25 protein-coding genes are annotated in these 24,686 nt (G+C 69.8%); 21 read left to right on the top strand and 4 right to left on the bottom strand.

Annotated features, from left to right (window positions below; genetic code table 11):
- Positions 1–28 precede the first annotated feature (28 nt).
- Positions 29–781: a helix-turn-helix domain-containing protein gene (locus AB3M81_RS18120; protein ID WP_412905342.1), complete on the top strand. Its 753-nt coding sequence runs from the start codon at positions 29–31 to the stop codon at positions 779–781.
- A 1-nt stretch (position 782) separates the two neighbouring features.
- Here the strand turns inward: AB3M81_RS18120 and AB3M81_RS18115 are convergent, their stop codons facing one another.
- The gene (locus AB3M81_RS18115; RefSeq protein ID WP_412905341.1) at positions 783–2,588 is read right to left on the bottom strand and encodes a thiamine pyrophosphate-requiring protein; all 1,806 of its coding nucleotides are present in this window, start codon (positions 2,586–2,588) and stop codon (positions 783–785) included.
- Between the two features lie 142 nt (positions 2,589–2,730).
- Here AB3M81_RS18115 and AB3M81_RS18110 point away from each other — a divergent pair, with 142 nt between their 5' ends.
- From AB3M81_RS18110 to AB3M81_RS18065, 10 genes are all read left to right on the top strand, one after another.
- The gene (locus AB3M81_RS18110; RefSeq protein WP_412905340.1) at positions 2,731–3,219 is read left to right on the top strand and encodes a hypothetical protein; all 489 of its coding nucleotides are present in this window, start codon (positions 2,731–2,733) and stop codon (positions 3,217–3,219) included.
- A gap of 36 nt (positions 3,220–3,255) precedes the next feature.
- Positions 3,256–3,891, top strand: coding sequence for a TetR/AcrR family transcriptional regulator (locus AB3M81_RS18105; protein WP_412905339.1), 636 nt, complete (start codon positions 3,256–3,258; stop codon positions 3,889–3,891).
- Positions 3,892–3,970: 79 nt separating this feature from the next.
- Positions 3,971–5,656, top strand: coding sequence for a phytoene desaturase family protein (locus AB3M81_RS18100; protein WP_412905338.1), 1,686 nt, complete (start codon positions 3,971–3,973; stop codon positions 5,654–5,656).
- Positions 5,657–5,808: 152 nt separating this feature from the next.
- Positions 5,809–6,210, top strand: coding sequence for a four-helix bundle copper-binding protein (locus AB3M81_RS18095; RefSeq protein WP_412905337.1), 402 nt, complete (start codon positions 5,809–5,811; stop codon positions 6,208–6,210).
- Between the two features lie 40 nt (positions 6,211–6,250).
- Positions 6,251–8,701: a molybdopterin oxidoreductase family protein gene (locus tag AB3M81_RS18090; RefSeq protein WP_412905336.1), complete on the top strand. Its 2,451-nt coding sequence runs from the start codon at positions 6,251–6,253 to the stop codon at positions 8,699–8,701.
- Positions 8,698–9,219, top strand: coding sequence for a hypothetical protein (locus tag AB3M81_RS18085; protein ID WP_412905335.1), 522 nt, complete (start codon positions 8,698–8,700; stop codon positions 9,217–9,219). Before AB3M81_RS18090 ends, AB3M81_RS18085 begins: the two co-directional genes overlap by 4 nt.
- Positions 9,220–9,259: 40 nt before the next feature.
- Positions 9,260–10,069, top strand: coding sequence for an SDR family NAD(P)-dependent oxidoreductase (locus tag AB3M81_RS18080; RefSeq protein ID WP_412905334.1), 810 nt, complete (start codon positions 9,260–9,262; stop codon positions 10,067–10,069).
- Positions 10,070–10,213: 144 nt separating this feature from the next.
- Positions 10,214–10,777 (top strand): hypothetical protein, encoded by a 564-nt coding sequence (locus AB3M81_RS18075; RefSeq protein WP_412905333.1) that lies wholly within the window; start codon positions 10,214–10,216, stop codon positions 10,775–10,777.
- A 199-nt stretch (positions 10,778–10,976) separates the two neighbouring features.
- Entirely contained in the window at positions 10,977–12,380 is a 1,404-nt protein-coding gene (locus tag AB3M81_RS18070) for a cytochrome ubiquinol oxidase subunit I (RefSeq protein ID WP_412905332.1), read from the top strand.
- Positions 12,377–13,399, top strand: a complete 1,023-nt coding sequence (locus tag AB3M81_RS18065; RefSeq protein ID WP_412905331.1) for a cytochrome d ubiquinol oxidase subunit II — start codon at positions 12,377–12,379, stop codon at positions 13,397–13,399. The genes AB3M81_RS18070 and AB3M81_RS18065 overlap by 4 nt, the downstream gene beginning before the upstream one ends.
- Position 13,400: 1 nt before the next feature.
- Here AB3M81_RS18065 and AB3M81_RS18060 read toward each other — a convergent pair whose 3' ends face one another.
- Complete coding sequence (locus AB3M81_RS18060; RefSeq protein ID WP_412905330.1) at positions 13,401–15,068, bottom strand: ABC1 kinase family protein; 1,668 nt, start codon at positions 15,066–15,068, stop codon at positions 13,401–13,403.
- Positions 15,069–15,201: 133 nt separating this feature from the next.
- On the opposite strand from AB3M81_RS18060, the gene AB3M81_RS18055 reads away from it, so the two are divergent.
- Positions 15,202–15,498: a hypothetical protein gene (locus tag AB3M81_RS18055; protein ID WP_412905329.1), complete on the top strand. Its 297-nt coding sequence runs from the start codon at positions 15,202–15,204 to the stop codon at positions 15,496–15,498.
- 114 nt (positions 15,499–15,612) lie between these two features.
- Here the strand turns inward: AB3M81_RS18055 and AB3M81_RS18050 are convergent, their stop codons facing one another.
- Entirely contained in the window at positions 15,613–16,047 is a 435-nt protein-coding gene (locus AB3M81_RS18050; RefSeq protein ID WP_412905328.1) for a very short patch repair endonuclease, read from the bottom strand.
- A 127-nt stretch (positions 16,048–16,174) separates the two neighbouring features.
- Between AB3M81_RS18050 and dcm the strand changes: the two genes are divergently transcribed.
- The 7 genes from dcm to AB3M81_RS18015 all read left to right on the top strand — a co-directional run bounded on the left by dcm (position 16,175) and on the right by AB3M81_RS18015 (position 22,605).
- On the top strand, positions 16,175–17,413 hold the full coding sequence (gene dcm, locus AB3M81_RS18045) for a DNA (cytosine-5-)-methyltransferase (protein ID WP_412905327.1): 1,239 nt from the start codon (positions 16,175–16,177) through the stop codon (positions 17,411–17,413).
- 53 nt (positions 17,414–17,466) lie between these two features.
- Entirely contained in the window at positions 17,467–18,612 is a 1,146-nt protein-coding gene (locus tag AB3M81_RS18040) for a type II restriction endonuclease (RefSeq protein WP_412905326.1), read from the top strand.
- A gap of 150 nt (positions 18,613–18,762) precedes the next feature.
- A complete protein-coding gene (locus AB3M81_RS18035; protein ID WP_412905325.1) occupies positions 18,763–20,313 on the top strand; it encodes an HNH endonuclease in 1,551 nt (516 codons plus the stop codon).
- A 209-nt stretch (positions 20,314–20,522) separates the two neighbouring features.
- Entirely contained in the window at positions 20,523–21,167 is a 645-nt protein-coding gene (locus AB3M81_RS18030; protein ID WP_412905324.1) for a dihydrofolate reductase family protein, read from the top strand.
- Between the two features lie 54 nt (positions 21,168–21,221).
- Positions 21,222–21,794 carry an LLM class flavin-dependent oxidoreductase gene (locus tag AB3M81_RS18025; protein WP_412905323.1) on the top strand — a complete coding sequence of 191 codons (573 nt, stop codon included), beginning with the start codon at positions 21,222–21,224 and terminating at the stop codon, positions 21,792–21,794.
- A gap of 71 nt (positions 21,795–21,865) precedes the next feature.
- Positions 21,866–22,138, top strand: a complete 273-nt coding sequence (locus tag AB3M81_RS18020) for a hypothetical protein (protein ID WP_412905322.1) — start codon at positions 21,866–21,868, stop codon at positions 22,136–22,138.
- Complete coding sequence (locus AB3M81_RS18015; protein ID WP_412905321.1) at positions 22,135–22,605, top strand: MarR family winged helix-turn-helix transcriptional regulator; 471 nt, start codon at positions 22,135–22,137, stop codon at positions 22,603–22,605. Before AB3M81_RS18020 ends, AB3M81_RS18015 begins: the two co-directional genes overlap by 4 nt.
- A 4-nt stretch (positions 22,606–22,609) precedes the next feature.
- Here the strand turns inward: AB3M81_RS18015 and AB3M81_RS18010 are convergent, their stop codons facing one another.
- Entirely contained in the window at positions 22,610–23,035 is a 426-nt protein-coding gene (locus AB3M81_RS18010; RefSeq protein WP_412905320.1) for a hypothetical protein, read from the bottom strand.
- Between the two features lie 142 nt (positions 23,036–23,177).
- On the opposite strand from AB3M81_RS18010, the gene AB3M81_RS18005 reads away from it, so the two are divergent.
- Together AB3M81_RS18005 and AB3M81_RS18000 are read left to right on the top strand one after the other, a co-directional pair.
- The gene (locus AB3M81_RS18005; RefSeq protein WP_412905319.1) at positions 23,178–23,747 is read left to right on the top strand and encodes a carboxymuconolactone decarboxylase family protein; all 570 of its coding nucleotides are present in this window, start codon (positions 23,178–23,180) and stop codon (positions 23,745–23,747) included.
- Positions 23,744–24,613, top strand: coding sequence for an RNA polymerase sigma-70 factor (locus tag AB3M81_RS18000; RefSeq protein ID WP_412905318.1), 870 nt, complete (start codon positions 23,744–23,746; stop codon positions 24,611–24,613). The genes AB3M81_RS18005 and AB3M81_RS18000 overlap by 4 nt, the downstream gene beginning before the upstream one ends.
- Positions 24,614–24,686: the final 73 nt, after the last annotated feature.

Genomic DNA, 24,686 nt, shown 5'->3' with positions numbered 1-24,686 from the left:
ATGCCCTCGCGCGGCTAGGTTGACGCTCGTGAGCACCTCGGCCGGCACCCTGATCCGCACGTGGCGACAGCGCCGCCGGCTCTCGCAGCTCGAGCTCGCGTCCGGCGCCGACGTCTCTACGCGCCACCTGAGCTGGATCGAGACGGGCCGCAGCCGCCCCACCAGCGCGATGGTGCTGCGGCTGTGCGACCACCTCGACGTGCCGCTGCGCGAGCAGAACCGGGTGCTGCTCGCGGCCGGCCACGCTCCGGTCCACCCCGAGCACGGGCTCACCGACCCGCCGATGGCCGAGGTCAACCGCGCGCTGGAGGCGATCCTCGCCGCGCACCACCCGTACCCCGCGCTCGTGGTGGACCGCCGCTGGGAGCTGGTCACCGCGAACGAGGCGGCCTACGCGCTGCTCGGCGGCATCGACCCGGACCTGCTTGAGCCGCCCGTGAACGTCATCCGGCTCTCCGTCCACCCGCGCGGCCTCGGCGGCCGCATCGTGAACCTCGACGAGTGGCGTGCCCACCTGGCGGAGCGGCTGCACCGCGACCACGAGGCCACGGGCGATCCGTTCCTCGCCGAGCTGCGCGCCGAGGTCGTCGGCGATGGCGTCGCGCCACTGGACTCCGCGGCCCTCGTGGTGCCGTTGCGGCTGCGGACCCCCGAGGGCGCGGTGCTGTCGTTCATCTCCACGACGACCGTGTTCGGCACGCCGCGCGAGGTCACGCTCTCCGAGCTCGCGATCGAGGCGTTCTACCCGGCCGACGAGGCCACCCGCCGCCTGCTCGGGTAGCTCACCGCTCCTCCTGCCGCGCCTGCTGGTCCAGCAGCTCGCGGGCGTGCTCCGCGTCCTGCTCCTGGTCGAGGGCGCGATGGAACGACTCGAGCTTCTCCTCGCCCGCGGGGAACGGCGGCAGCAGCGGGACGTCGGGGTCGACGACCGCTTCGAGGACGACCGGCCGGTCCGCGCAGAGCGCCCGGTCCCACGCGGACTCGACGTCCTCGGGCCGCTCCACGCGGATGCCGGTCAGCCCGAGCAGGTCGGCGTAGCCCGCGTACGGGAAGTCCGGCAGGGACTGGCTGACGTCGTAGCGGGGGTCGCCCTCGGTCTCGCGCTGCTCCCACGTCACCTCGGCGAGATCGCGGTTGTTCAGCACGAGCACGACGAAGCGCGGGTCTGCCCAGTCCCGCCAGCGGGACTCGACCGTCACCAGCTCGGCGATCCCGTTCATCTGCATCGCGCCGTCGCCGACGAGCGCGACGACCGGCCGGTCCGAGTCGTCCAGCTTCGCCGCGAGACCGTACGGCAGCCCCGATCCCATCGAGGCGAGCGTCGAGGACAGGTGCGCCTGCACGCCGGTCGGCAGGGTCAGGTGGCGCGCGTACCAGTAGACGACCGAGCCGACGTCGACGCTGACCTGCGCGTTCGCGGGCAGGCGAGGCGTCAGGGCGCGCACGACGTGCTCGGGGCTGAGCGAGGCGGCGGAGGACCCGGCGCGCTCGGCGGCGATGCGGTGCCACCGCTCGACCTGCTCGGTCACGGCGGAGCGCCACGCCGGGTCGGTCCGCTCGCGCAGCAGTGGCAGCAGGGCGTCGAGGGTCTCGGCCGCGTCCCCGGTCAGGCCGACCTCGACGGGGTAGCGATTGCCCAGGTGCCGGCCGTCGAGGTCGATCTGGACGGCGCGCGCCTGTCCGGGCGCCGGGTAGAACTCGGTCCACGGGTCGTTCGTGCCGATCATGAGCAGGGTGTCGCACTGGTCCATGAGCCAGCCGGACGCCGTGGTGCCGAGGTGCCCCATCACGCCGCAGCTGATGGGGAGCGTCTCGTCCCACCACGGCTTGCCCAGCAGGCTCGTGGTCACGCCCGCATGGAGGCGCTCGGCCACCGCTCGCACCTGGTCGCCGGCGTCGCGCGCGCCCTGGCCCATGAGGATCGCGACGCGCTCGCCGGCGTTGAGGACGGCGGCGGCCTCCTCGAGGTCGGCCTGGGTGGGCAGCACGCGCGGGCGCCGCCACTCGGGCGCCGTCGGCACGACGCCGTGCTCGTGCGGTGGGACCTCGGGGGCGGGGGCGACCTGCACGTCGTGCGGCAGCACGACGACGCAGGGCGAGCGGGTCGCCAGCGCGGTCCGGAAGGCCCGGTCGAGGACCATCCCCGCCTGCTCGGGCGACAGGACGGCCTGCACGTACTGCGCGGCCACGTCCTTGAACAGCGTCGTGAGGTCGACCTCCTGCTGGTACTCGGACCCGAGGGCGGTGGTCGGCTGCTGGCCCACGATCGCCACGACGGGCTGGTGGTCAAGCTTGGCGTCGTAGAGGCCGTTGAGGACGTGAACGGCACCGGGCCCCTGCGTGCTCACGACGACGCCGACGCCCCCGGTGTACTTCGCGTGGCCGACCGCCATCAGCGCTGCGTTCTCCTCGTGCCGCGCCTGCACGAACGCGGGGTCGCCGCCGGCGCGACGCAGGGCCCCCATGAGGCCGTTGATCCCGTCACCGGAGTAGCCGAAGACCCGCGGCACGCCCCACGCCCGCAGCCGTTCCACGACCAGGTCCGCCACGAGGAGCTCGTCGTGGTCCTGCGTCCCGTCGTCGCTCATGCCCATCCCTTCGCCGTCGGTCCCTCTCGGGTACCCGTGGCCCGGCGGGACAAACGACGCGTCGCCCGTATCCACCCGCGTCCGTTCCTGCTCATCGAGGGTGACGAGCCGTCCCGGCCGTCCCGCACCGAGGAGGACCACCATGGCCACCGCATCAGACCTCATCCGCGCCATCGCGCACGGACGCGCCAGCCTGTCCGGCTCGGACCGGCTGGAGCTCCTCGCCCTGTTCGACGACCGGATCTGGGAGCTCGTCGGAGGCGGGCCGCAGGGCCTGTCCGCCCGCTTCGCCCACGTCGCGCTCAACCCGCAGCCGCTGCCGCCCGTCGACGCGGGGCGACTCCTGCTGACGGTCGTGGCGCGCGGGATCATCGTCGTCGGCGGTCGCGACGAGAGCGCCCACCGGGCGTTCCTCGAGGACATCGACGACTGGTGCGGCACCGGCTGGCCGCGTCGTTGGCCCAAGCCCCAGCCCGGACCGTTCCCGGATCCGCGCCAGGAGCTCGACCCGTCGGTCCTCCTCGGTGGAGCGCTGGCCGCGGCCGAGCTCGCGGCGCGGTACCCGGCAGGCGGGCTGCAGGACCTGTTCGGCCGCGCCGCCGAGCAGCTCACCGAGGCCGCGCTCGGCTGAGGGGCCGTCGCGCGCCCACAGGCCTAGGCTGAGGGCGTGACCGACGATGCCGCCGCGCGCGGTGCCCGCCGCCGCGAGCGGACTCGCTCCACGGTGCTCGAGGCGGCCGAGCGGCTCGTGTCGCAGCGTGCGCCGGAGGAGATCCGGGTCGAGGACGTCGCCGCGGAGGCGGGCATCTCGGCGGCGTCGGTCTACGTGCACTTCGGCACGAAGGACGCGCTGCTCGCCGCCGTGACCGAGCGGGTCCTGGGGGTGGCGACCGAGACGCTGCGCGCGGCCTACGCGGCCGACGTGTCGCCGCTGGAGCGCTTCGCCGGCATCGGCGTCGCCTACCTGCGGCTCCTGCTGGACCATCCCGTCGTCGTGAAGTACCTGACGGTGACGGGGGAGCGGGGGCCGCGCACGCGCATCGAGGCCGAGGTGGTCGAGCGCTTCAGCGAGCTGCGGTGCGAGTTCGAGCAGAGCATTCGCGAGGCCGTCGAGTCCGGCGCGATCCGCCGCGTCGACCCCGAGCTCATGTCGTTCTTCCTCTTCAGCGCCTGGAACGGCGTGGCGGCCCTGGCCCTGCGGCGCGACGCGCTGGCCCTGGACCCGGCGCGCGTCGAGGCGACGGTGACCGAGTCGGGCCTGGTCCTGCTCGCCGGACTGATCCCTCCATCGCCGGCCGACTGAGCGTGGCGGGGGTGACGTGGAGCGGCCGAGGGGGTTGACTGGAGTCCGACTCCAGATCACTCGACGAGAGCGGCGCACCATGAGCCAGACACCCGAGCCGGACGGCTCCACCAGCGAGACGTGGGACGTCGTCGTCGTGGGCGCCGGCCCCGGCGGCCTGACGTGCGGCGCCTACCTCGCGGCCAACGGCAAGCGGGTGCTCGTGCTCGAGGCCAACCAGGTCGTCGGCGGCAGCACGCAGGTCTTCCGCCGCGCCGGCAACAAGTTCGAGTTCGACGTCGGCACGCACTACGTCGGCGAGTGCCACCCCGGCGGCCGGATGCAGACCGCGCTGTCCGGTCTCGCGCTCACCGAGCGCATCCACTGGCTCCGGCAGGATCCCGACCGGCACTGCCAGGTCATGATCCCGGGGACGACGTTCCACACGCCGACGGGCTGGGACGCCTACCTCGAGCGGCTCGTCGCGGCGTTCCCCGACGAGGAGGCCGGCATCCGCCGGTGCGTCCGCATCCTCCGTATCGTCTCGGCGGGGGAGGAGCCGCGCCGCAGGCCGTGGATGCTGCTGCGCTGGGGAATCCGTCCGATCACCAGGCTCATGGACGCGTGCGGCCTCAGCGCCGACGTCCAGGCCGTGATCCTGGCCGAGAACGGCGACTACACGTGGCCGCCGCACCGCACGCCGGCGGTCATGCACGGTGGACTGCTGCACCACTACCTGCAGGCCGGCGCGTACTACCCGAGGGGCGGGGGACAGGTGATCGGCGCGCACCTCACCGACGTCATCCAGACCCACGGCGGTCGCGTGCGCACGAAGGCGCGCGTCGAGCGGATCCTCATCGAGGGCGGCCGTGCCGTCGGGGTGCGGCTGCGCGGCGGCGAGGAGATCCGCGCCGGCATCGTCGTGGCCGCCGGCGACTACAAGCTCACGTGGACCGAGCTGGTCGGCGACGAGCACCTCACGCGGCGGCTGCGCCGGCGCCTCGCGAGCCTCGAGATGACCCAGCCGATGTTCGCCGTGTACGTCGCCCTCGACGTGGACCTGCGCGAGCGGGGGACGCCGCCGCTGGCGTGGGTGTGGCCCAACAACGACGTCGACGGCTACTACCGCGAGGTCGCCGCCGGGCGCTGCCCCGAGCAGATGCCGGTCGGCATCAGCTGCCCCACCGCGAAGGACCCGCACGGCACGCACTCGGCACCGCCGGGCTATTCCACGCTCGAGCTGGTCAGCTGGGCGCCGAAGGAGCACGCCTTCTGGAACGTCGAGACCGACCCGAAGGAGGGCGCCGAGTACGGCCGCGACGAGCGGTACCGCCGGCTCAAGGAGGAGCTCACCGAGCGGGTCCTCGACACGGCCTCGATCTTGATCCCGGACCTGCGCGAGCGGATGGTGTTCTGCGAGGCGTCCACCCCGATGACGCAGGAGCGGTTCACGCTGACGTCCGACGGCTCGTGCTACGGCATCGCTCCGCTGATGCGGAACCTCGGCCCGTGGCGGCCGCGCGTCACGACGCATATCCCGGGCCTGTTCCTGGCCGGCGCCAGCACCGAGCACATGTTCGGCATCAACGCCACGATCTGGGGCGGGATGAAGTCGGCGGGGACGATCCTGGGGCGCGACCTCGAGCAGGAGGTCAGGGACGGCGCCGTCTTCGTCGACGAGTCGCGGCTGACCGAGATCACCGAGGACTGGGACCCGCTGCTGGCCTCCAAGCCCGGCTCGGTGATCCGTCGTCCGGTCCGGCGGCGTCCGCGCGCCTCCGTGTGACGCACGATGATGCATTCGGGTGCCTGAGCGGGGCGCGATGCCTCATCGTTCGTCCGGCTCCGCGGTGACGGCCACGCCCGTGGGTACGCCTCCCTCGTGACGGCGCGGCAGCCGGTCGCCGACGGCGGCCCCGCGCCGAGGAGGAGGGGACGATGACAGCACTGGAGATGCTCGAGAGCCATCCGAAGGACGTCGAGGTCTTCGACGCTCAGCAGCTCGCCGAGTGCATCGAGGCGTGCTTCGCGTGCGCGCAGACGTGCACCGCGTGCGCCGACGCCTGCCTGGCCGAGGACATGGTCGCGGACCTGGTGTCCTGCATCCGGACCGACCTGGACTGCGCCGAGATCTGCCGCGCGACCGGAACGGTGCTGTCGCGCCAGGGCGGCTCGTCCACCCCGGTGACGCGGGCGCTGCTCGAGGCCTGCGCCGCGGCGTGCAAGGCCTGCGGTGACGAGTGCGCGCACCACGCCGAGATGCACGAGCACTGCCGCATCTGCGCGGAGGCGTGCCGGCGCTGCGAGGAGGCCTGCCGAGCGCTGCTCGCCGCGCTGTGAGCACGTGCGAGACCTTCGTCCGCGCGCGACAGTGAGTTCCATGGACGTCGATCGCATCGCACAGCCGTGGGGGACGAGGACGCCGTACGCGGCGGGGGAGGCGTGGCCCATCCGGGTCGACACGCACCTGGCGGACGGCCTCGCACCCGAGGACGTCGACCACTGGGCGCAGTCGGCGTCGATCCTGCACTCCAACGGCGACGCGATGGACATCGCCGTGAAGGACGGGCGCATCGTGGGGGTGCGGGGGCGCGCGGTCGACCGGGTCAACCACGGTCGTCTCGGTCCCAAGGACCTCTACGGGTGGCAGGCGAACGGCTCGCCGGACCGGCTGACCCGGCCGCTGGTCCGGCGCGACGGCCAGCTCGTCGAAACCGACTGGGACACCGCCATGGAGGCCGTCGCGGCCCGGATGAAGGAGCTGCTGGCCGAGCGAGGACCCTCGTCGATCGGCTTCTACACGACGGGCCAGCTGTTCCTCGAGGAGTACTACACGCTCGGCGTCATCGCCCACGGCGGGATCGGCACCAACCACGTCGACGGCAACACCCGGCTGTGCACCGCGACGGCGGCCGAGGCGCTCAAGGAGTCGTTCGGCTGCGACGGCCAGCCCGGCTCGTACACCGACGTGGACCACGCGGACGTCATCTGCCTGTACGGGCACAACATGGCCGAGACCCAGACGGTCCTGTGGACCCGTATCCTCGACCGGCTCGCGGGCGCCAACCCACCGAGCATCGTGTGCGTCGACCCGCGGCAGACACCCGTCGCTGACCACGCCACGGTCCACCTGGCGCCGCGGCCGGGCACGAACGTCATGCTGATGAACGCGCTGCTGCACGAGCTCATCGAGAACGACTGGGTCGACCACCAGTACGTCGAGGCGCACTCGGTCGGCTACGACGAGCTCGTGAAGATGCTGCGCGACTGCACGGTGGAGCGCGCCGCGCAGGTGTGCGACGTGCCGGCCCGGGACCTGCGCGAGGCCGCCCGCCTCATCGGCACGTCGCAGCGCCTCATGTCGACCGTGCTGCAGGGCTTCTACCAGTCGCACCAGGCCACGGCCGCAGCCGTGCAGGTCAACAACGTGCACATCCTGCGCGGGATGCTCGGCCGGCCGGGCTGCGGCGTGCTGCAGATGAACGGCCAGCCGACGGCCCAGAACACCCGCGAGTGCGGCGCCGACGGCGACCTCGCGGGATTCCGCAACTGGTCGAACGAGGAGCACGTCAAGGACCTCGCGCGGGTCTGGAACATCGATCCGATGAGCATCCCGCACTACACGGCGCCGACCCATCTCATGCAGATGATGCGATACGTCGAGGACGGCTCGATCCGGTTCCTGCACGTCTCGGGGACGAACCCGGCGGTCTCGCTGCCGGAGCTCGGGCGGATCCGCTCGATCCTCTCGCAGGACCGCCTGTTCCTCGTGGTGCAGGACCTGTTCCTCACCGAGACGGCGCAGCTCGCCGACGTGGTCCTGCCCGCCGCGACGTGGGGCGAGAAGACGGGCACCTTCACGAACGTCGACCGGACCGTGCACCTGTCGGAGAAGGCGGTCGAGCCGCCGGGGGAGGCGCGACCGGATCTCGACATCCTCGTCGAGCTGTCCCACCGCCTCGGGCTGCAGGACAAGGACGGTGGCCCGCTGGTCACGTGGAGCACGCCGGAGGAGGCCTTCGAGGCCTGGAAGGAGTGCAGCCGCGGCCGTCCCTGCGACTACACGGGCATCACCTACGAACGGCTGCGCGGCGGCAGCGGGATCCAGTGGCCGTGCAACGAGGACCATCCCGACGGGACCGAGCGGATCTACGCGGACGGTCGCTTCTGGGCCCATCCCGACGAGTGCGAGAGCTACGGACGCGACCTCGTGACCGGTGCGCCGGTCTCGCCGACGGAGTACAAGGCGCTCAACCCGCAGGGCCGAGCGGTCATCAAGGCCGCCGAGTACCTGCCGCCGCACGAGCCGCCGTCCGAGGAGCTCCCGTTCCAGCTCATCACCGGGCGCACCCTCTACCACTTCCACACCCGGACGAAGACCGGTCGCGCGCCGCAGCTGCAGGCGGCCGCTCCCGAGGTCTGGGTCGAGGCGTCGGCCACCGACGCCGAGGCGGCCGGTTGGCAGGAGGGCGACGTGCTGCGGGTGACCACGCCGCGCGGCGAGGTGACCGCGCGGCTGCGCATCAGCGGCATCCGGTCCGGCGTGCTGTTCCTGCCGTTCCACTACGGCTACTGGGACACGCCCGGCGGGCACGAGCCCGAGCACGAGGGTCGCGCGGCGAACGAGCTCACGCTGACGGACTGGGACCCCGCGTCCAAGCAGCCCATCTTCAAGACCGCGGCGGCGCGGGCCGAGCGCGTCTCGGGGTCCGGCGGCCGCGCGGCACCCGCACCCACGACCACCGCCTCGCGACCCGTCTCGGGCTCCGTCCCGCCGACGCGCGGGACCGCCGCTGCGGGGGTCACCGAGACGTTCGGAGGACGCCGATGAGACTCACCCAGACGCTCCGCAGCCTGCACGGCAACAAGGTCGGTGCCGCGATCGAGGAGCTGCACCGCTCCGAGAACAACCTCGCGGGCGCGCTGCTGACGCTGTCGGACCAGCAGCGGACCGACCATGAGATCTTCCACGTGGCGCGCGACATCGCGCGGTGGTCGCAGGAGCACGTGCGCCGCCTCGCCGAGATCGGGCACGCGTACGGGCTCGACCTCGATCCCGAGCCGGAGGACGAGTCGACGCTCGTCGCGCGCGTGAAGCAGAAGGGCTCCGAGCTGGTCGGCCGGTTCCACGAGCCCTCGCTGCTGCTGCTGGCGGACCTGCGGCACATCCACCGGATGGCCGCCGGGGTCTCGCTGGACTGGGAGGTGCTGGCGCAGACCGCCCAGGCGATGCAGGACACGGACCTGCTGGCGGTCGCCGAGGAGTGCCACCCGCAGACCCTGCGCCAGATGCGCTGGGCGAACGCCAAGGTGAAGGAGACCGCGGCCCAGGTGATGGTCACCGGGTGACCGCCGCCGGGCGCGGTGACGAGGGTCCTACGCTACGGACGTGACCTCGCCCACGTCCCCCCTCGCACCCGTCCTCGTCACCGGCGCCGGCTCCGGCCTGGGCCTGCGCCTGACCGAGCTCTACGCCGAGCGTGGGCACGCCGTCATCGCCCTCGACGTGGCGTTCTCGGCGCAGGCGCGCGACCGGCTCGGGCGGGCGACCGTGCGGCTGCACACCGAGGACGTCGACGTGCGTGACGGTGCCGCGGTCGAGGCCGCCGTGGCGCGGGGGATCGAGGCCCTCGGCACGCCGGGCGTCGCCGTGAACTGCGCCGGAGTCCAGGACGCCGCACGCTTCGAGGACCTGTCCGAGGACGCGTTCCGGCGGGTCGTGGACATCAACCTGGTCGGCAGCCGCAACGTCGCCGCGGCGGTCCTCCCGCGGCTCGGGCGGGGCGGGCACCTCGTGCTGATCGCCTCGATGGCCGGCCTCGTCGCGAACTACGGGTACGCGGCGTACGCCGCGTCGAAGTACGGCGTCGTCGGCCTGGGCCAGGTGCTGCGGATCGAGCAGCGGCCGCGCGGCGTGGACGTCTCGGTGGTGTGCCCGCCCGAGGTGGAGACGCCCATGGTCGACGAGGAGCGGCGCACCATGCTGCCGGCGACCCGCGCCCTCAAGGGCATGGCGGGCACGCTCGAGCTGGAGCCGGCGGTGCGCGAGATCCTGCGCGGCATCGACCGCCGCCGTGCCGTGATCGTCCCGGGCCGCGCCGCCCGACGGACCCTGCTGCTGACGAGACTGCTGCCGCGCCGGGTGGTCGACGCGGTGACGGACGGCATCGTCCGCAGGGCGCTGCGGTCTGCGTCCTGACGGGGTCCGCCTCGTCCGGAAGTGAACGTTCTCCCTGATCTTTCAGGCATTCTCAGACTGTGAGATGGGACTCATCCGAACTCGCGGGCGCCCCGAAGCAATGTCAGGAGGTCGGAAGTCCCGGCCGCTGACAAAGGGGAAATCATGAAGAAGGCAATTCTCGCGTTGCTGACCGTCGTGCTGGGAGTGGGCATGACGACCGCTCTGGGGTCGCCCGCGCAGGCGGCGACCGCCAAGAGCAGCTCTTCGAAGGTCGGCTACACCCGGGTCGTCGTCGCGCCCCCCGTGTACGACCTGATCGCCGGCGCCGGCATCACGCCGACTCCCGTCCAGGGCGCCAAGGCGGGCGCTTACAAGGACACCATCGCCGCCACGTTCCCGATCACCGGCTACCGCCTCAAGGGCCTGCGCATCAAGCACAGCGGCGGCCTCAACCTCGCGGCCGGCTCGGCGACGATCACCGTGTCGGACTTCAACATCGACCTCGCCCGCCTGCGCGTCAGCGGCAAGGTCGTCGGCACGGTCGGCAACGTCGGTCGGGTGGACCTGTTCAAGATCCGCGCCTCCGACCGCCGGGACCTCGGCCTGGTGAGGCTGACGCTGACCAAGACGGCGGCCGATGCGCTGAACGCCACGTTCGGGGTCGACGCCTTCGCCGAGAACGCCACCTTCGGCTACGCGACGCCGAAGCCGTTCTCGCGCTTCTGATCGGCAGGGGGAGCGGCTCCCACCCTTCGTGGTCGCTCCCTACTGCAGGTCCGCCGACCACGACGGCGGACCCGCAGGGTGGCCCCTCGCGGGCCACCCTGCGTCATGTCGGGGCTCGGGCGGCGGCCGAGGGGACGGCCGTCGTCCGGGCCCGGGCGGTCCCGGCGCTTCGCCCGTACATTGGACGGCAGGAGGACTCATGTCCCTGCTCGAACTCGCCCTGACGGCCGCTCAGGACGCGCCTGCGGGACTGCTGCCTGCCCGCCAGCAGATGGCGCTCTCGCTGGGCTGGCACATCGTGCTGGCGTGCTTCGGGGTGGCGTTCCCGACCATGATCTTCGTCGTCCACGCCCGCGGCATCTTCCGGGACGACCCGATCGCGCTGGGGCTGGCCAAGCGCTGGGCCAAGGTCTCGGCGGTCCTGTTCGCGATCGGCGCGGTGTCCGGGACGGTGCTCAGCTTCGAGATGGGCCTGCTGTGGCCCGGCTTGATGGGCACGTACGGCGACGTGCTCGGCCTGCCGTTCGCGTTCGAGGGGCTGTCGTTCTTCGTCGAGGCGATCTTCCTGGGCATCTATCTGTACGGGTGGGGCCGGATGCCTCCGAAGCGGCACCTGCTGATGCTCGTGCCGATGGCGCTCGCGGGCATCGTCGGCACGTTCTGCGTCCTGTCGGTCAACGCGTGGATGAACGATCCCGCCGGGTTCCGGATCGTCGACGGCGAGGTCGTGGACGTCGACCCGTGGCGGGCCATGTTCAACGACCAGGTGTGGCTGCACTTCGCGCACATGTGGGTCGGCGCGTTCGTCGTGGTGGGCTTCCTCATCGCCGCGGTCTACGCCGTCGGGATGCTGCGCGGGCGGCGCGACGAGCACCACCGGCTCGGCTTCATCGTGCCGTTCACGTTCGCGACCGTCGCGGCGATCGCGCAGCCGTTCGTGGGGCACCTGCTGGGGCTGCGCGTGGCCGAGACCCAGCCGGCCAAGCTCGCCGCGTTCGAGCTCGCCCTCGAGACCGAGAGCCCGTCGCCGCTGCGGCTCGGCGGTGTCCTCATCGACGGCGAGGTCCGTGGGGCGATCGACCTGCCGCGGCTCGGCTCGGTCATCGCGCGCAACTCCTTCACCGAGCCCGTGCAGGGACTCGACACGATCCCCGAGGACGAGCGCCCACCGGTCAACATCACGCACATCGCGTTCCAGTCGATGGTGGGCATCGGGACGCTGCTCATGCTCTCGGTGATCTTCTTCTGGTTCGTGCGGTGGCGCGGGCGAGACCTGCTGGAGAACCGCTGGTGGCTGAGGTTCGTCGTGCTGGCCGGCCCGCTGTCGGTGGTCGCGCTCGAGATGGGCTGGATCGCCACCGAGGTCGGGCGGCAGCCGTGGGTCGTCTACGGGTACCTGCGCACGGCGGACGCCGCGGGTGAGAACAGCGGACTGTGGTGGCTCCTCGCCGCGACGGTCGTCGTCTACACGGGGATGACCGTCGGCGCGGTGATCGTGCTGAGGTCGATGGCGCGGCGCTGGCGGTCCGGCGAGGACGACCTGCCGAGTCCGTACGGCCCGCAGCTGGCGGACAGCGCGTCGGGGGATCCGGGGCCGCGATGAACGTCGAGATCGTGGTGGCCGCGGCGATGTTCGTCGGTGTCGTCGCGTACGCGCTGTTCGGCGGCGCGGACTTCGGGTCCGGCTTCTACGACCTCACGGCCGGCAACGCGCGTCGGGGCGCGGCGCTGCGGACGCACATCGACCACCACATCGGGCCGGTGTGGGAGGCGAACCACGTCTGGCTCATCTACATCCTCGTGGTGTGGTGGACGGGCTTCCCGAGGTCGTTCGCCGCCGCCATGGACACGCTGATCCTGCCGTTGCTGTTCGCGCTGCTGGGGATCGTGCTGCGCGGCGCCTCGTTCGCGTTCCGCAAGTACGCCGCGACGCTGCGGCAGGCGCAGGTGTTCGGGGCGTTCTTCGCGACCTCCTCGGTCATCACGCCGTTCTTCCTCGGCACGGTGGCCGGGGCGATCGCGTCGGGGCGCGTGCCGATGGACGGGCGCGGCGACCTGTGGACCTCGTGGCTGCACCCGACCTCGATCGTCGGCGGACTGGTCGCCGTGGGGACGTGCTCGTTCCTGGCGGGGGTGTTCCTGACCGCCGACGCCGCACGCGCGGATCGGGCCGACCTCGTCGCGTACCTTCACCGCCGGACGCTCATCGTCGGCGTGGTGACCGGGCTCGTGGTGTTCGCCGGGCTCATCCCGCTGCGCGACGACGCGCCGACGCTGTGGGAGGGGCTGACCGGCCGGGCACTGCCGCTCATGATCGTGTCCGCGCTGGCCGGCGCGGCGACGCTGTGGCTGCTGTGGACCCGCCGGTACGCCGTGGCGCGCGTGACCGCGGTCGTGGCCGTGGGTGCGGTCATCACGGGCTGGGGCGTCGGCCAGTACCCGTGGATGCTCGTGGACGAGGTCACGATCTCCGAGGCGGCCGGCGCGACCGCGACGCTGTGGGCCCTCGTGGTGGCGGCCCTGCTGGCCGCGATCATCGTGCTGCCGGCCCTGGGCTACCTGTTCTGGCTCACCCAGACGCAGGCGTGGACACGGGAGGACGAGCCGGCGCCGGCGGAGTGAGTCAGGACGGCGGCCCGGCGGGGTGGTCGGACCTCGCGACGCGGCGGTCGGTCATGACGACCCACGCAGCGAGGGCGGCACCGGCGAGCACGGCGAAGAGGAAGAACAGCATCGCCAGGCCGGGGTAGCCGAACAGCGTCCACGTCGAGGGGACGCGCATCATCATCGCGGCGCCCAGGATCGTGGCGGCGATGATGATGCCGAGCGTGAGGCGGTTGGCGATGCGCTGCAGCACGGTGTGGAGGCGCTGCTCGTCGATGGCGTTGACGGTCAGCTGGAACTCGCCGTCGGCGAGCGAGTCCATGATCCGGTTGGCGCGCTTGGGCAGCTGCTCGAGGAAGGTCTTGGACTCGATCGCCGCGGCGACGACGCCCCCGGTGGACATGGTCAGGCCCGCGGCGAAGATGTCGCTCACGTTCTCGCGGATGGCCTCGGCGGGGGAGAAGCCCGGGTCGAGGTGCGTCGTGGCGCGGTCGAGGTTGAGCAGCGCCTTGCCGACCATCGACATCTCGGCGGGCGGGCGCAAGCCGTGGGCGCCGGAGAGCCGGCTGAGGTCGACCAGCACGGCGCCGACGGCGACCTCGGCGCCGCTCGCGATGGCCTCGGAGACGAGGTGGGCGACGTCGTCGCGGAACGCGGCCGGCGCGAAGCCGTCCACCGGGTGGCCCATGGTGGCCAGGATCGAGGCGGTCTCCTCACCGTCGCCGTCGCTGATGGCCAGCAGCAGCTTGATGATGTGGTGCTGGATGCGCGGCGGGACCGAGGCGGTCATGCCGAAGTCGAGCAGGGCGAGGCGGCCGTCGGGGGTGAGCAGCAGGTTGCCCGGGTGCGGGTCGGCGTGGATGAGGCCCGCGTCCAGGATCATGTGCAGGTAGGCGCTGAACAGCTGCTCCACGACGGGGCGCGCGTCGACGTCGGTGAGCCCGAGCGGCCCGATGTCGGTGACCTTGCGGCCCTCGACGTAGTCCATCGTCAGGACCTTCGAGGTCGTGTACGCCTCGACGGGCTGGGGGACCACCAACAGGTCGTAGCCGGCGGTGAGCTCGCCGAAGGTGACCAGGTTGCGGGCCTCGCGGCGGTAGTCGAGCTCTCCGGCGAGGGAGCGGCGGAACTGGTCGAGCAGGCGGCCGAAGCCGAAGCTGCGGCCGACGTCCGTGCGCTTGTCGGCGAGCCGCGCGAGGCGGCCGAGGACCTTCATGTCCTCGCGGACGGTCTCGCGGACGTGGGGTCGCTGGACCTTCACGACGACCTCGCGCCCGTTGCGCAGGACCGCCCGGTGGACCTGGCCGAGGGAGGCGGCCGCGAGCGGCTTGACGTCGAAGTCGCTGAACCGCTCCTTGAGCGTGGCGCCGAGCTCGGCCTCGACGACCTCGCGGACGGTGTCGAAGTCGATGGGGTCGACCTCGTCCTGCAGGCGCTCGAGCGCGGTCGTGTACGAGGCGGGCAGCAGGTCGAAGCGGGTGGACAGCAGCTGGCCGAGCTTGATGAAGGTGGGGCCCATCTTCTCGAGGTCGTCGGCGAAGGCCTCGGCGCGCTCCGTGTCGCCGAGCGGGGCCTCGTCGTCGATGTCGAACTCATCGAGGTGGGCGCCGGCGAGCAGGTCCGACCGGCCGTAGCGGCGCACGAGGCGAGCCAGTGCGACGTACCGGTTGTCGTCCAGGATCGTCATGGCGCAAGCATGCCCGTGTTGGGCCCGTCGTGCCCGGGTTTGCGCCGCTCGGAGGGCGTTGTCGTGCCGGAATCGCAGGCGTACATTCGAAGGATCACCGGTCGATGCGACCTCGAGTCGAACGGAGAGCATCATGGCCAACGCACATCTCCACCTGCCTCACGTCCACGTCTGGTACCCGCACGTCGGGATGCCCGACGACCAGCTCCACCGCGAGGAGACCAGACCGTCGCGCCTCGGCGGGATCGTCCTCGGCATCGCCGTGGTCGTCGCCCTCCTCGCCTGGGCGACCGCCCTGATCGCGCTGATCAGCCTCGGCCCGGCGCGCGCCGGCGCCGTCTCCGACGCCCGCGCCCTCTGGACGGCCGTGGCGATCGCCTCGGCGATCAGCTTGTTCCTGCTGGGCGTGTGGAAGGTGAGTCGGGCCTAGAGGTCTCGGACTTGCGGCGCCGACGGCGGCACCTCCCCGTTCAACGCCTCGTCAGAGGCATCGGCGACTCGCACCGCGGAGCTTCTGGGGTTCAAGTCCCGGGGCGGGCTCCGATCACGATTCGTCATCCTGACCGACAGGCGGATCAGACCGCAAGGCAGTGGCAACGACGTTCGCAGCCACCAGAACGTCCTCATGCTCCCAGAACGCCAACACTCTCCATCCGTGTTCGACCAAGCGCGCGCGCGTCGAGGCATCCCGATGCCGGTTCGCCGAGATCTTTTCGTCCCACCAAGCAGCGTTGTTCTTTGGAGGGATGAAGTGCTCGGGGCAGCCATGCCAGAAGCACCCGTCCACGTAGACGGCCACCTTCTTGCGTCGAAAGACGATGTCGGGCTTGGAGCGGATCGAGGGTTCTGCGACCGTGTCGACCCGATAGCGGTAGCCCATCCGGTGGAGCTCCCTGCGCAGTTGAATCTCCGCGGTGGTGTCGCGAGTGCGCTGCGCCGCGAATCGTCGCCGCACATGTTCGTTCGCCGGCTTCGGCATGCCCAGATTCTCGCCCATCCGAATGTCGGACCCTCCGCTTAGTGTTTCAGCCTGCACCCGCGTGTCGCTTGGCTCGGCGGGACAAACACCTGACAAAATGTCGTTCAATCTACCCTTGGAGTTCTTGGTGACTGCAGCACTTGACCTTCTCCGCGCCGCGCGCGAAAGCTACTCTCAGCGTCAGATCGCTGAGGCGCTGGGAGTGAACGACCGAACGGTCGCTCGCTGGGAGGCTGGCAACACCTCGATCCCTTCACTCGCGGTTCCGGCGCTCAAGGAGTTCCTGCGACTCGGACGAACCAGCAGTGCGCCCCGCGCGTTCACGTTCGTTGACCTGTTCGCTGGCATCGGCGGCATCCGCACTGCCTTTGAGCGCATCGGGGGCGAGTGCGTGTTCACCAGCGAGTGGGATCGCTGGGCGCAACAGACCTACAAGGCCAACTTCCCCGACGACGAGTATGGCGAGCACGTCTTTGCGGGCGACATCACCGCGGTCGAAGCGTCCGCGGTCCCCGATCACGATGTACTGGTGGGCGGGTTTCCTTGCCAGCCCTTCTCGATCGCCGGCGTCTCGAAGAAGAATGCGCTTGGACGTGCCCACGGGTTCGCGGATGCCACGCAGGGAACGCTCTTCTTCGACGTCGCTCGGATCATTGACGAGAAGCGACCCGCCGCGTTTCTCCTAGAGAATGTGAAGAATCTTAAGTCGCACGACAAGGGCCGGACCTTCGAGGTGATACGAGCGACGCTCCAAGAGGAGCTTGGGTATGAGCTGCACACGCGCGTCATCAACGGAAAGCACTTCACGCCGCAAAATCGTGAGCGCATCATCTTGGTGGGTTTCCGGGAAGGCTCAGATTTCGACTTCGACGAGTTGGCGCTCGAGGACTACCCATCCACGGTCCGTGATGTGCTTCACAAGCCGTCCGATGCCGACCTCTCTCATGACGGTGGTCGTTTTGTTGACCCGACGACTGGCCGTGTGAACGACAAGTACACACTCACGGATCACCTCTGGACGTATCTACAGAACTACGCTGCGAAGCACCGAGCAGCCGGAAATGGATTCGGCTTCGGACTCGTCGACCTTGATGGGACGACGCGAACCTTGTCCGCCCGTTATTACAAAGACGGCTCCGAGATTCTGATCCCCCAGACCGGTAGGAATCCGCGACGCCTCACCCCCAGGGAGTGTGCCCGTCTGATGGGTTTCGATGACGATTTCGTCATCCCTGTCAGCGACACTCAGGCCTACAAGCAATTCGGTAACAGCGTGGTGGTGCCCGCCATCTCAGCCGTTGCTGAATTGATGGCGCACCACATCTCGCCAGCGGCCCGGAGTGTTTCCGGGAGCCTCGCCGGATGAGCGCAGACCTATCCCGGTGGTTCCGCGGGGCTGCGGCGAAGAGATTGTCCGCGGTGGAAATCGATCCCACGTCCTCGAACCAGCACGAGTTCCAAGCGACCATCGAGATGCAGCGATTCTTGGGGCCGCCAGTGCCGCGCCGGGAGATCGCCACAAGGTTCGTTTACCTCGACGATGATGAGCCGCCGCTCGTGTGTGACGTGATCGTCAAGTACTACGACGCGCGGGAACGCCACCCCAGCCGTAGCGAGGCGAGGATCTATTACCCGGACAACAAGGTGATTCGCGTCGCGCGACCGGGCGACGTCTTGGTGTTCGCTGTGCGTCCTGACGGTGATGCCGCCGTGATCATCGCGAGGGCGGGATGCTCGACTGCCACCCAACTCCTCTGGCTTTTCAACTTCGATCGTAATCAGACTCAGCGGTTTACCGCGGCGGATGATGCGACGTTCAAGGAGCGGCTGACCTCATTTGATGCGGAAGTGCTTCTTGATGTGCTTGGCATCGAAGCGACGCTCTCGGACGAGTCGGACGTCGAATTGGTCGAAGCAAGGTTCGGTGACGCGTTCCCGTCGACCGCCGAATTCTCCGCGTTCGCGCGCGAGCAGTCGGACGCGCCCGATCCTCGTGACGACGCGGACGCATGCCTCATCAGATGGTGGGAGACTGAGTACAGGCTGTTCCAGGCACTCGAGCGGAGCATCGTCGAGAAGCGGCTGGCGGTCGGGTTTTCCGGCAGTGAAGCAGTCGAGGATTTCATCTCATTCTCGCTTGGTGTCCAGAACCGCCGGAAATCTCGCTCTGGGCACGCGTTCGAGAATCATCTCGCGGCGATCTTCACGGCCAGAGGCGTCGCGTACGAAAGGGGCGCAGTCACTGAGCGCAAGGCCAAGCCGGATTTCTTGTTCCCATCTTCACGTGCCTACACGGATCCAACGTTTCCTGGCTCGGAACTACGTATGCTCGGAGCAAAGACGACCTCCAAGGACCGATGGCGGCAAGTCTTGACCGAGGCTGACCGGATCCCGGTGAAGCACCTGGCGAGCCTTCAGCCGGCGATCTCCGAGGCTCAGACGAGCGAGATGCGAGCACTTGGGGTGCAGCTCGTGCTGCCGAGGGAGTTGCATCGGACTTACACGCCTGCACAGCAGGGGTGGCTCTGGACGTTAACAGATTTCATTCTCGAGGTCGGCGGCTAGTTCGTATTCGCGGTGATACTCCGCGCTCCAGAGCGGCCTGAGATGGGTGGTCGTCGCGTGTTCGCCAAAGCCCGGAAGGACGCGCCTGAACTCTGTTGCGGCGGGCTGCGCTGCTTCATGGCTAGGGTGTTTCAGACGAAGGAGAACTTGGTGCCCATCAACATCTCGCAGGTAATGCGAAAAAAGCTGCCCGAAGACGAACGCTCGAGCATCGAGCAAGCTCTGTGGGACAAGGCGGGCGGGCGATGCCACCTCTGCGAGGAACCCCTCAATCGGTCCGCCGACGATATCCAAGCGGACCATGATGTGCCGGAGTCTGACGGCGGGACGACGGATTTGGGGAACCTCAATCTGGCGCACGCGTCATGCAATAAGGCGAAGCGGAATGCGAAGACTGTTCCCATCCGGCCGTATCTCAAGTTGCTTGCCTATGCGCGAAAGAAGGGAGGTCGTATAAAGTACGACGGCTTCCTCGAGCACTTCGGGATTGAACCCCAGCCGAGCGTTGTGACAGTGGACGACGGCGTAGCGACCTTCGAGCTGCCGGACGGATCGGTGGTCGCCGTACCGGTCTTCGAAGAATCCAATAAGGTCGGCACGCAGCGGTACGTGTTCTTGACACTGCCCCGAACAGCCATATACAACGACGACGATTGCCAGCCGCGTGTAGTCCGGACGGATCACGCCTGGTCCATCTATGCCGACATGCAACGGAACGTCCTCCACGAACCGCCGAGTTGCCGCGTCGAGCTATTGGAGATGGGAAAGCCGACGCGCCTTCTCATGTTCGATGGCCAACACAAGACGCTCGCCAGTTGGATGATGGATCGCCAAGGGGTCACCTCGAAGGTGTACCTCGATATGACCGCTTCTCAAGCAAATGAACTGGTCAACTCGATCCAAGCAAAGATCAAGAAACTCCCGTTGTCGCCGTTTGAGCTTGCAGGCAAGATGGCCGACGAGTGGGAGAACAAGTTCGCCGAATACGAGGAATCGGTAGGCATTTCCGAAGTGTCCGAGGCCGGGTTTTTGGCATGGCTACCGCAGACCGAGCGGGCAAGAGGAAAGGCCGCGCTGCAGGCTGCACTGGTACAGAACGTGCTGAGTTCCAGTGATCTACGCATAACAGCGCATGTGAGGCGTCCTGGCAGCCCGGCGGGGGTGTTTGGATTCACCGAGCAGGCGTTGAAGACAAAGGTCATTGAGCGTTTGGTCGCGCGGGAGGCCCAGACATCTAAGGGTGTGGCCGCACAAGAAAGCCGGGACATCGAGGCGATGAATGTTGTCGCGCTTCTGAACCTCCTGAACGACTATGCCTTCGAACCGACGGAAGACGGCGTCGCGCTGACCGAGGTCGAAGTAGAGCGCGCACGGCGTATGTCTTACCAAGGCGCGCTCTCATATGTCGCGGACCTCATCCGGCGAATGTACGAGCGCGTTGTGATCACGGCGACGCCGAAGAGTCCTATGTCCGCAGAACTCACCGAGTCACAAAGCGCAGAACTTGCGGTGAGTGTTAAGCGGATCGTGGACCATCCGGTATGGACTGCGGAGTTCGACCGCGACGCAAAGATGCGTGCTGTGAAGACGGCGCTGGAAAAGAACCAAGAAATTACCGACGCGTTCCAAGGGGTTGGCTTGGACCTGTCATTCCTAGTGATGGGCAAGGACGCGACACCGTACAAGACGTACTGGCTCTGAAACAGTGATCAGACGTGTCATTTTGGTCGTTCAAAGAAAGATGCAAGATGCGTCCGACCGCACTGACGCACATATCTGGAACTCAAGTTCTTTCCACCCTCAGGACTGGAACACGCCCCTAGTCACGTGGCCGGTCGCGGTCCGATGATGGGGCAAGCCGCGAACACAAGGTCTCGACGCGGCGGCGAAGCCCGGCCAGACTGGCGCCCATGACGGTGCGCGCTGACCTGAACATCTCGCTCGACGGCTTCGCCACGACCGCCGACGGCACTCCGGAGAACCCGATGGGGGAGGACTGGGGGCAGCTGACGGCGGCGTACGCGGCGACGCGCACGTTCCGCGAGCGGGTCTTCGGCGACACGAGCGGCCAGGGGACGACGGGCGTCGACGAGAAGTACGCCGCGGCCTACTTCGAGGGGATCGGCGCGGAGATCATGGGCGCCGGCATGTTCGGCCTGCACCTGCACGGGGACGACCCGGACTGGCGTGGCTGGTGGGGCGGCGAGCCGCCGTTCCGCGTGCCCGTCTTCGTCCTGACCAACGCGCCGCGCGAGGACATCGCGTTCGACAACGGGACCACCTTCCACTTCATCACGGCCACGCCGCAGGAGGCACTCGAGCGCGCCAGGGAGGCCGCCGACGGCCAGGACGTGCGCATCGGGGGAGGGGCAACGGTGGTGCGCGACTTCCTCAAGGCCGGACTCGTCGACCGTCTGCACGTGGCGATCGCGCCGATCCTGCTCGGTCAGGGGATCCGCCTGTGGGACGACCTGCGGCACTTCGAGGAGGGCTACGCCGTGTCCACCGAGACCGCCGAGAGCGGCACGGTGCACGTCGTCTTCAGCCGAGTCTGAGCCCGACTCGCGTCGCTCACTCGCGTTCAACCAGAGCGGACCTAGGGTGGAGGCATGTCACCCGGTGGCCTCTCGGGCCCGGACCACGGTCACGACCTGCTGTTCGGCACGTTCGTCACGCCCACGAACCGGCCCGTCCACCAAGCCGTCGAGCAGGCGGTCGTCGCCGACCGCGCCGGCCTGGACCTGGTGACCTTTCAGGACCACCCCTACGTCGCGAAGTTCCACGACACCCAGACGCTGCTGGCCTTCGCCGCGGCCCGCACCGAGCGCATCCGCCTCGCCGCCAACGTCACGAACCTCCCGCTGCGCCCGCCCGCCGTGCTGGCCCGCTCGATCGCGACGCTCGACCAGCTCAGCGGCGGCCGGATCGAGCTCGGCCTCGGCGCCGGCGCCTTCTGGGACGGCGTCGTCGCCATGGGCGGCCCGCGTCGCACCCCCGGCGAGTCCATCGAGGCGCTCGAGGAGGCCATCGCCGTCATCCGCGGCATCTGGGACGCGTCCGACTCGAGCGTCCTCTCGGTCCGCGGGAGCACTACGAGGTCGTCGGCGCCAAGCGCGGCCCCGCCCCGGCGCACGACGTCGGCATCTGGGTCGGCGCCTACAAGCCGCGCATCCTGCGGCTGACCGGCCGCCTCGCCGACGGCTGGCTGCCGTCGCTGTCGTACCTGGAGAACGGCCCCGCCGACCTCGCCGGCATGAGTCGCCGCATCGACGACGCCGCGCTCAAGGCCGGCCGGAAGCCGAGCGACATCCGCCGTCTCCTCAACATCAACGGCCGATTCCGCGAGCAGGGCCACGGGCTGCTGGACGGCCCGCCCGCGCAGTGGGCACAGGAGCTGGCCGAGATCGCCCTGACCCACGGCACGAGCGCCTTCATCCTGGCCTCGGACGACACCACCACCACCGAGACGTTCGCCGCCGAGGTCGCCCCGGCCGTCCGCGAGCTCGTCGCGAAGGAGCGCGCATGACCGAGTGGCTCGACGAGACGGAGCAGGCCGCGTGGCGCGGGATCCTGCGGATGCACTCGAACCTGATGACGGCGATGGACCTGACCCTCAGGGCCGACGCAGGCATGTCGATGTCGGACTACGAGGTGCTCGCGATGCTCTCGGAGGCTCCCGACGCGCAGCTGCGCTCGCCCGACCTGTGCTTCGAGCTGCAGTGGCCGGCGGAGCGCCTCGACGAGCAGGTCCGCCTGCTGGAGGAGCGCGGCCTGGTCGAGCGCGAGGGCGGGGAGGACGGAGGTCATCCGTGCATCTCGCTCACGGAGGCGGGACGCGACGCGATCGACGCCGCCGCCCCGACCCACGTCGCGCGCGTGCGCGAGCTGTTCTTCGACGTGCTCACACCGGAGCAGGTGAAGGTGCTGGGCGAGGCGGCGGGCGCGGTGCTCGAGAACGTCGCCCGGCTCAGCGAGGAGCCGGGCGACGCCTGAGCGATCAGATCTTGATCTTCTTGCGGGACGTCAGGCCCGAGATCAGCAGGCTCAGGCCGGCGCCGACGAGCCAGACGTCCTTCGCCAGGCCCGTGCCCTCCTGGCTGGGGCGGAACTTCGAGCCCTCGGCGGTCATGCCGGGCGTGTTCAGGTAGATGTTCACCAGGCCGGCGCCGAACGCGGTCAGGCCCGCACCGGCGACGGTCGCAGGGACGAACGGCGTGAGCAGGGCGGCGCCGAGCGCGATCTCGCCGGCGCTCAGCGCCTTGCCGAAGGTGCCGGGGTCCAGGCTCTTGACCTGCGGCACTCCGGCGGCGGCCATGCCCTGCATGCCCTCGGCCGTCTCACGGGACAGGTTCCGCTTGACCAGGCCGCTGTTGAGGATGTACGCGCCGGTCGCGACGCGCAGCGGGACGTGGCTCAGCTTCATGGATCTCTCCTTCGGGTGGGTTCCCTTGTCAGGCTACGCGGGCTCGGCGGGACCGCCATCTGGACGACGGCTGTCACGGATCGGCATCGGCCGGTGTCTCCATGTCGAGTGACCTCGCCCGAGGTCCGACGAAGGAGGCACCATGCCCAGCACGTTCCGCATCCCCGCCGCCGCGATGGACTCGCCGGCCGCCCGCCTCGTGAGCGCCGTCGCGCGCCGCATGTACGGCCGCGTCCCCGACACTGTCCCGGTGCTGTGGCACCACCGCAAGGTGCTGCGCGCCGACCTCGCCTGGGAACGGCGCATCGCCACGTGGGACACGCTCGACCCGCACCTGAAGACGTTCGCCGTCATGGCCTCGGCGGCGTCGATCGGCTGCAGCTGGTGCCTCGACTTCGGCTACTACCTCGCGCACGGCGAGGGCCTCGACGAGCGGAAGGTCCGCGAGGTGCCGCGCTGGCGCGACTCGGACGTCTTCACCGACCTCGAGCGCGAGGTCATGGCCTACTCCGAGGCCATGACCGCGACGCCGCCCACCGTCACGGACGAGCAGGTCGCGAGCCTGCGCGGCGCGTTGGGCGACGAGGCGCTGGTCGAGTTGACCATGATGGTGGCCGTGGAGAACCAGCGATCGCGCTTCAACTACGCCGCCGGACTGGCGAGCCAGGGCTTCAGCGACGTGTGCGAGCTGCCGTTGGCGGACGCCCGGTGACCGACGTCCTGGCCGACTTCACGGCGCACCGCGCGCTGCTGTTCACCGTCGCCTACGAGATGCTCGGGTCCGCCGCCGACGCCGAGGACGTCGTCCAGGAGGCGTGGCTGCGCTGGAGCGCCGACGACCGCGGCGACGTCCGCGACCCGCGCGCGTACCTCGTGCGGATCACCACGCGGCTCGCGCTGAACCGGCTCCGCACCCTGGCCCGGCAGCGCGAGTCGTACGTCGGCCCGTGGCTGCCCGAGCCCCTCGAGACGGTCCCCGACGTCGCCGACGACGTCGCGCTGGCCGACTCGGTCTCGACGGCGATGCTGCTGGTGCTCGAGACGCTCGGCAGCACCGAGCGCGCCGTGTTCGTGCTGCGCGAGGTGTTCGACCTGCCGTACGAGGAGATCGCCGCCGCCGTCGACCGGACGCCCGAGAACGTGCGGCAGATCGCCCGCCGGGCCCGCGCCCACGTCGCGGCCCGGCGGCCCCGCACGCACGTGACGGCCGACGAGCGCACCGAGGTCGTCGCCCGCTTCCAGCGCGCGGTGACCGAAGGCGACCTGCAGCAGCTGCTCGACGTCATCTCGCCCGACGTGGTGCTCGTCAGCGACGGCGGCGGCAAGGTCTCGGCGGCCCGCCGGCCGATCGAGGGCCGCGACAAGGTGCTGCGCTTCCTCGCCGCGGTCATGCCGGCCGAGGTCACGATGGAGACGCAGTGGGTCAACGGCGAGCTGGGCCTGGTCTTCCGCGAGGCCGGCGTGATCACGTCGGTGGCGACCGCGGTCGTCGAGGACGGCGTCGTGACGACGATGCACATCGTGCGCAACCCCGACAAGCTGCGCCTGCCGGGGCCCGTCTCACTCAGCCGCGGCTAGATGTACTCGGCTGAGACGTTCATGACAGTCGGCTGATCGGGGGTAGTCCTTCGAGGGCTGTGTGGCGTCGTCC

Source organism: Aeromicrobium jepli (assembly GCF_047246605.1).
GTDB lineage: Bacteria > Actinomycetota > Actinomycetes > Propionibacteriales > Nocardioidaceae > Aeromicrobium.
The sequence above is the reverse complement of the archived record's forward strand: the minus strand, read 5'-3'. Positions and strand labels throughout refer to the sequence as shown.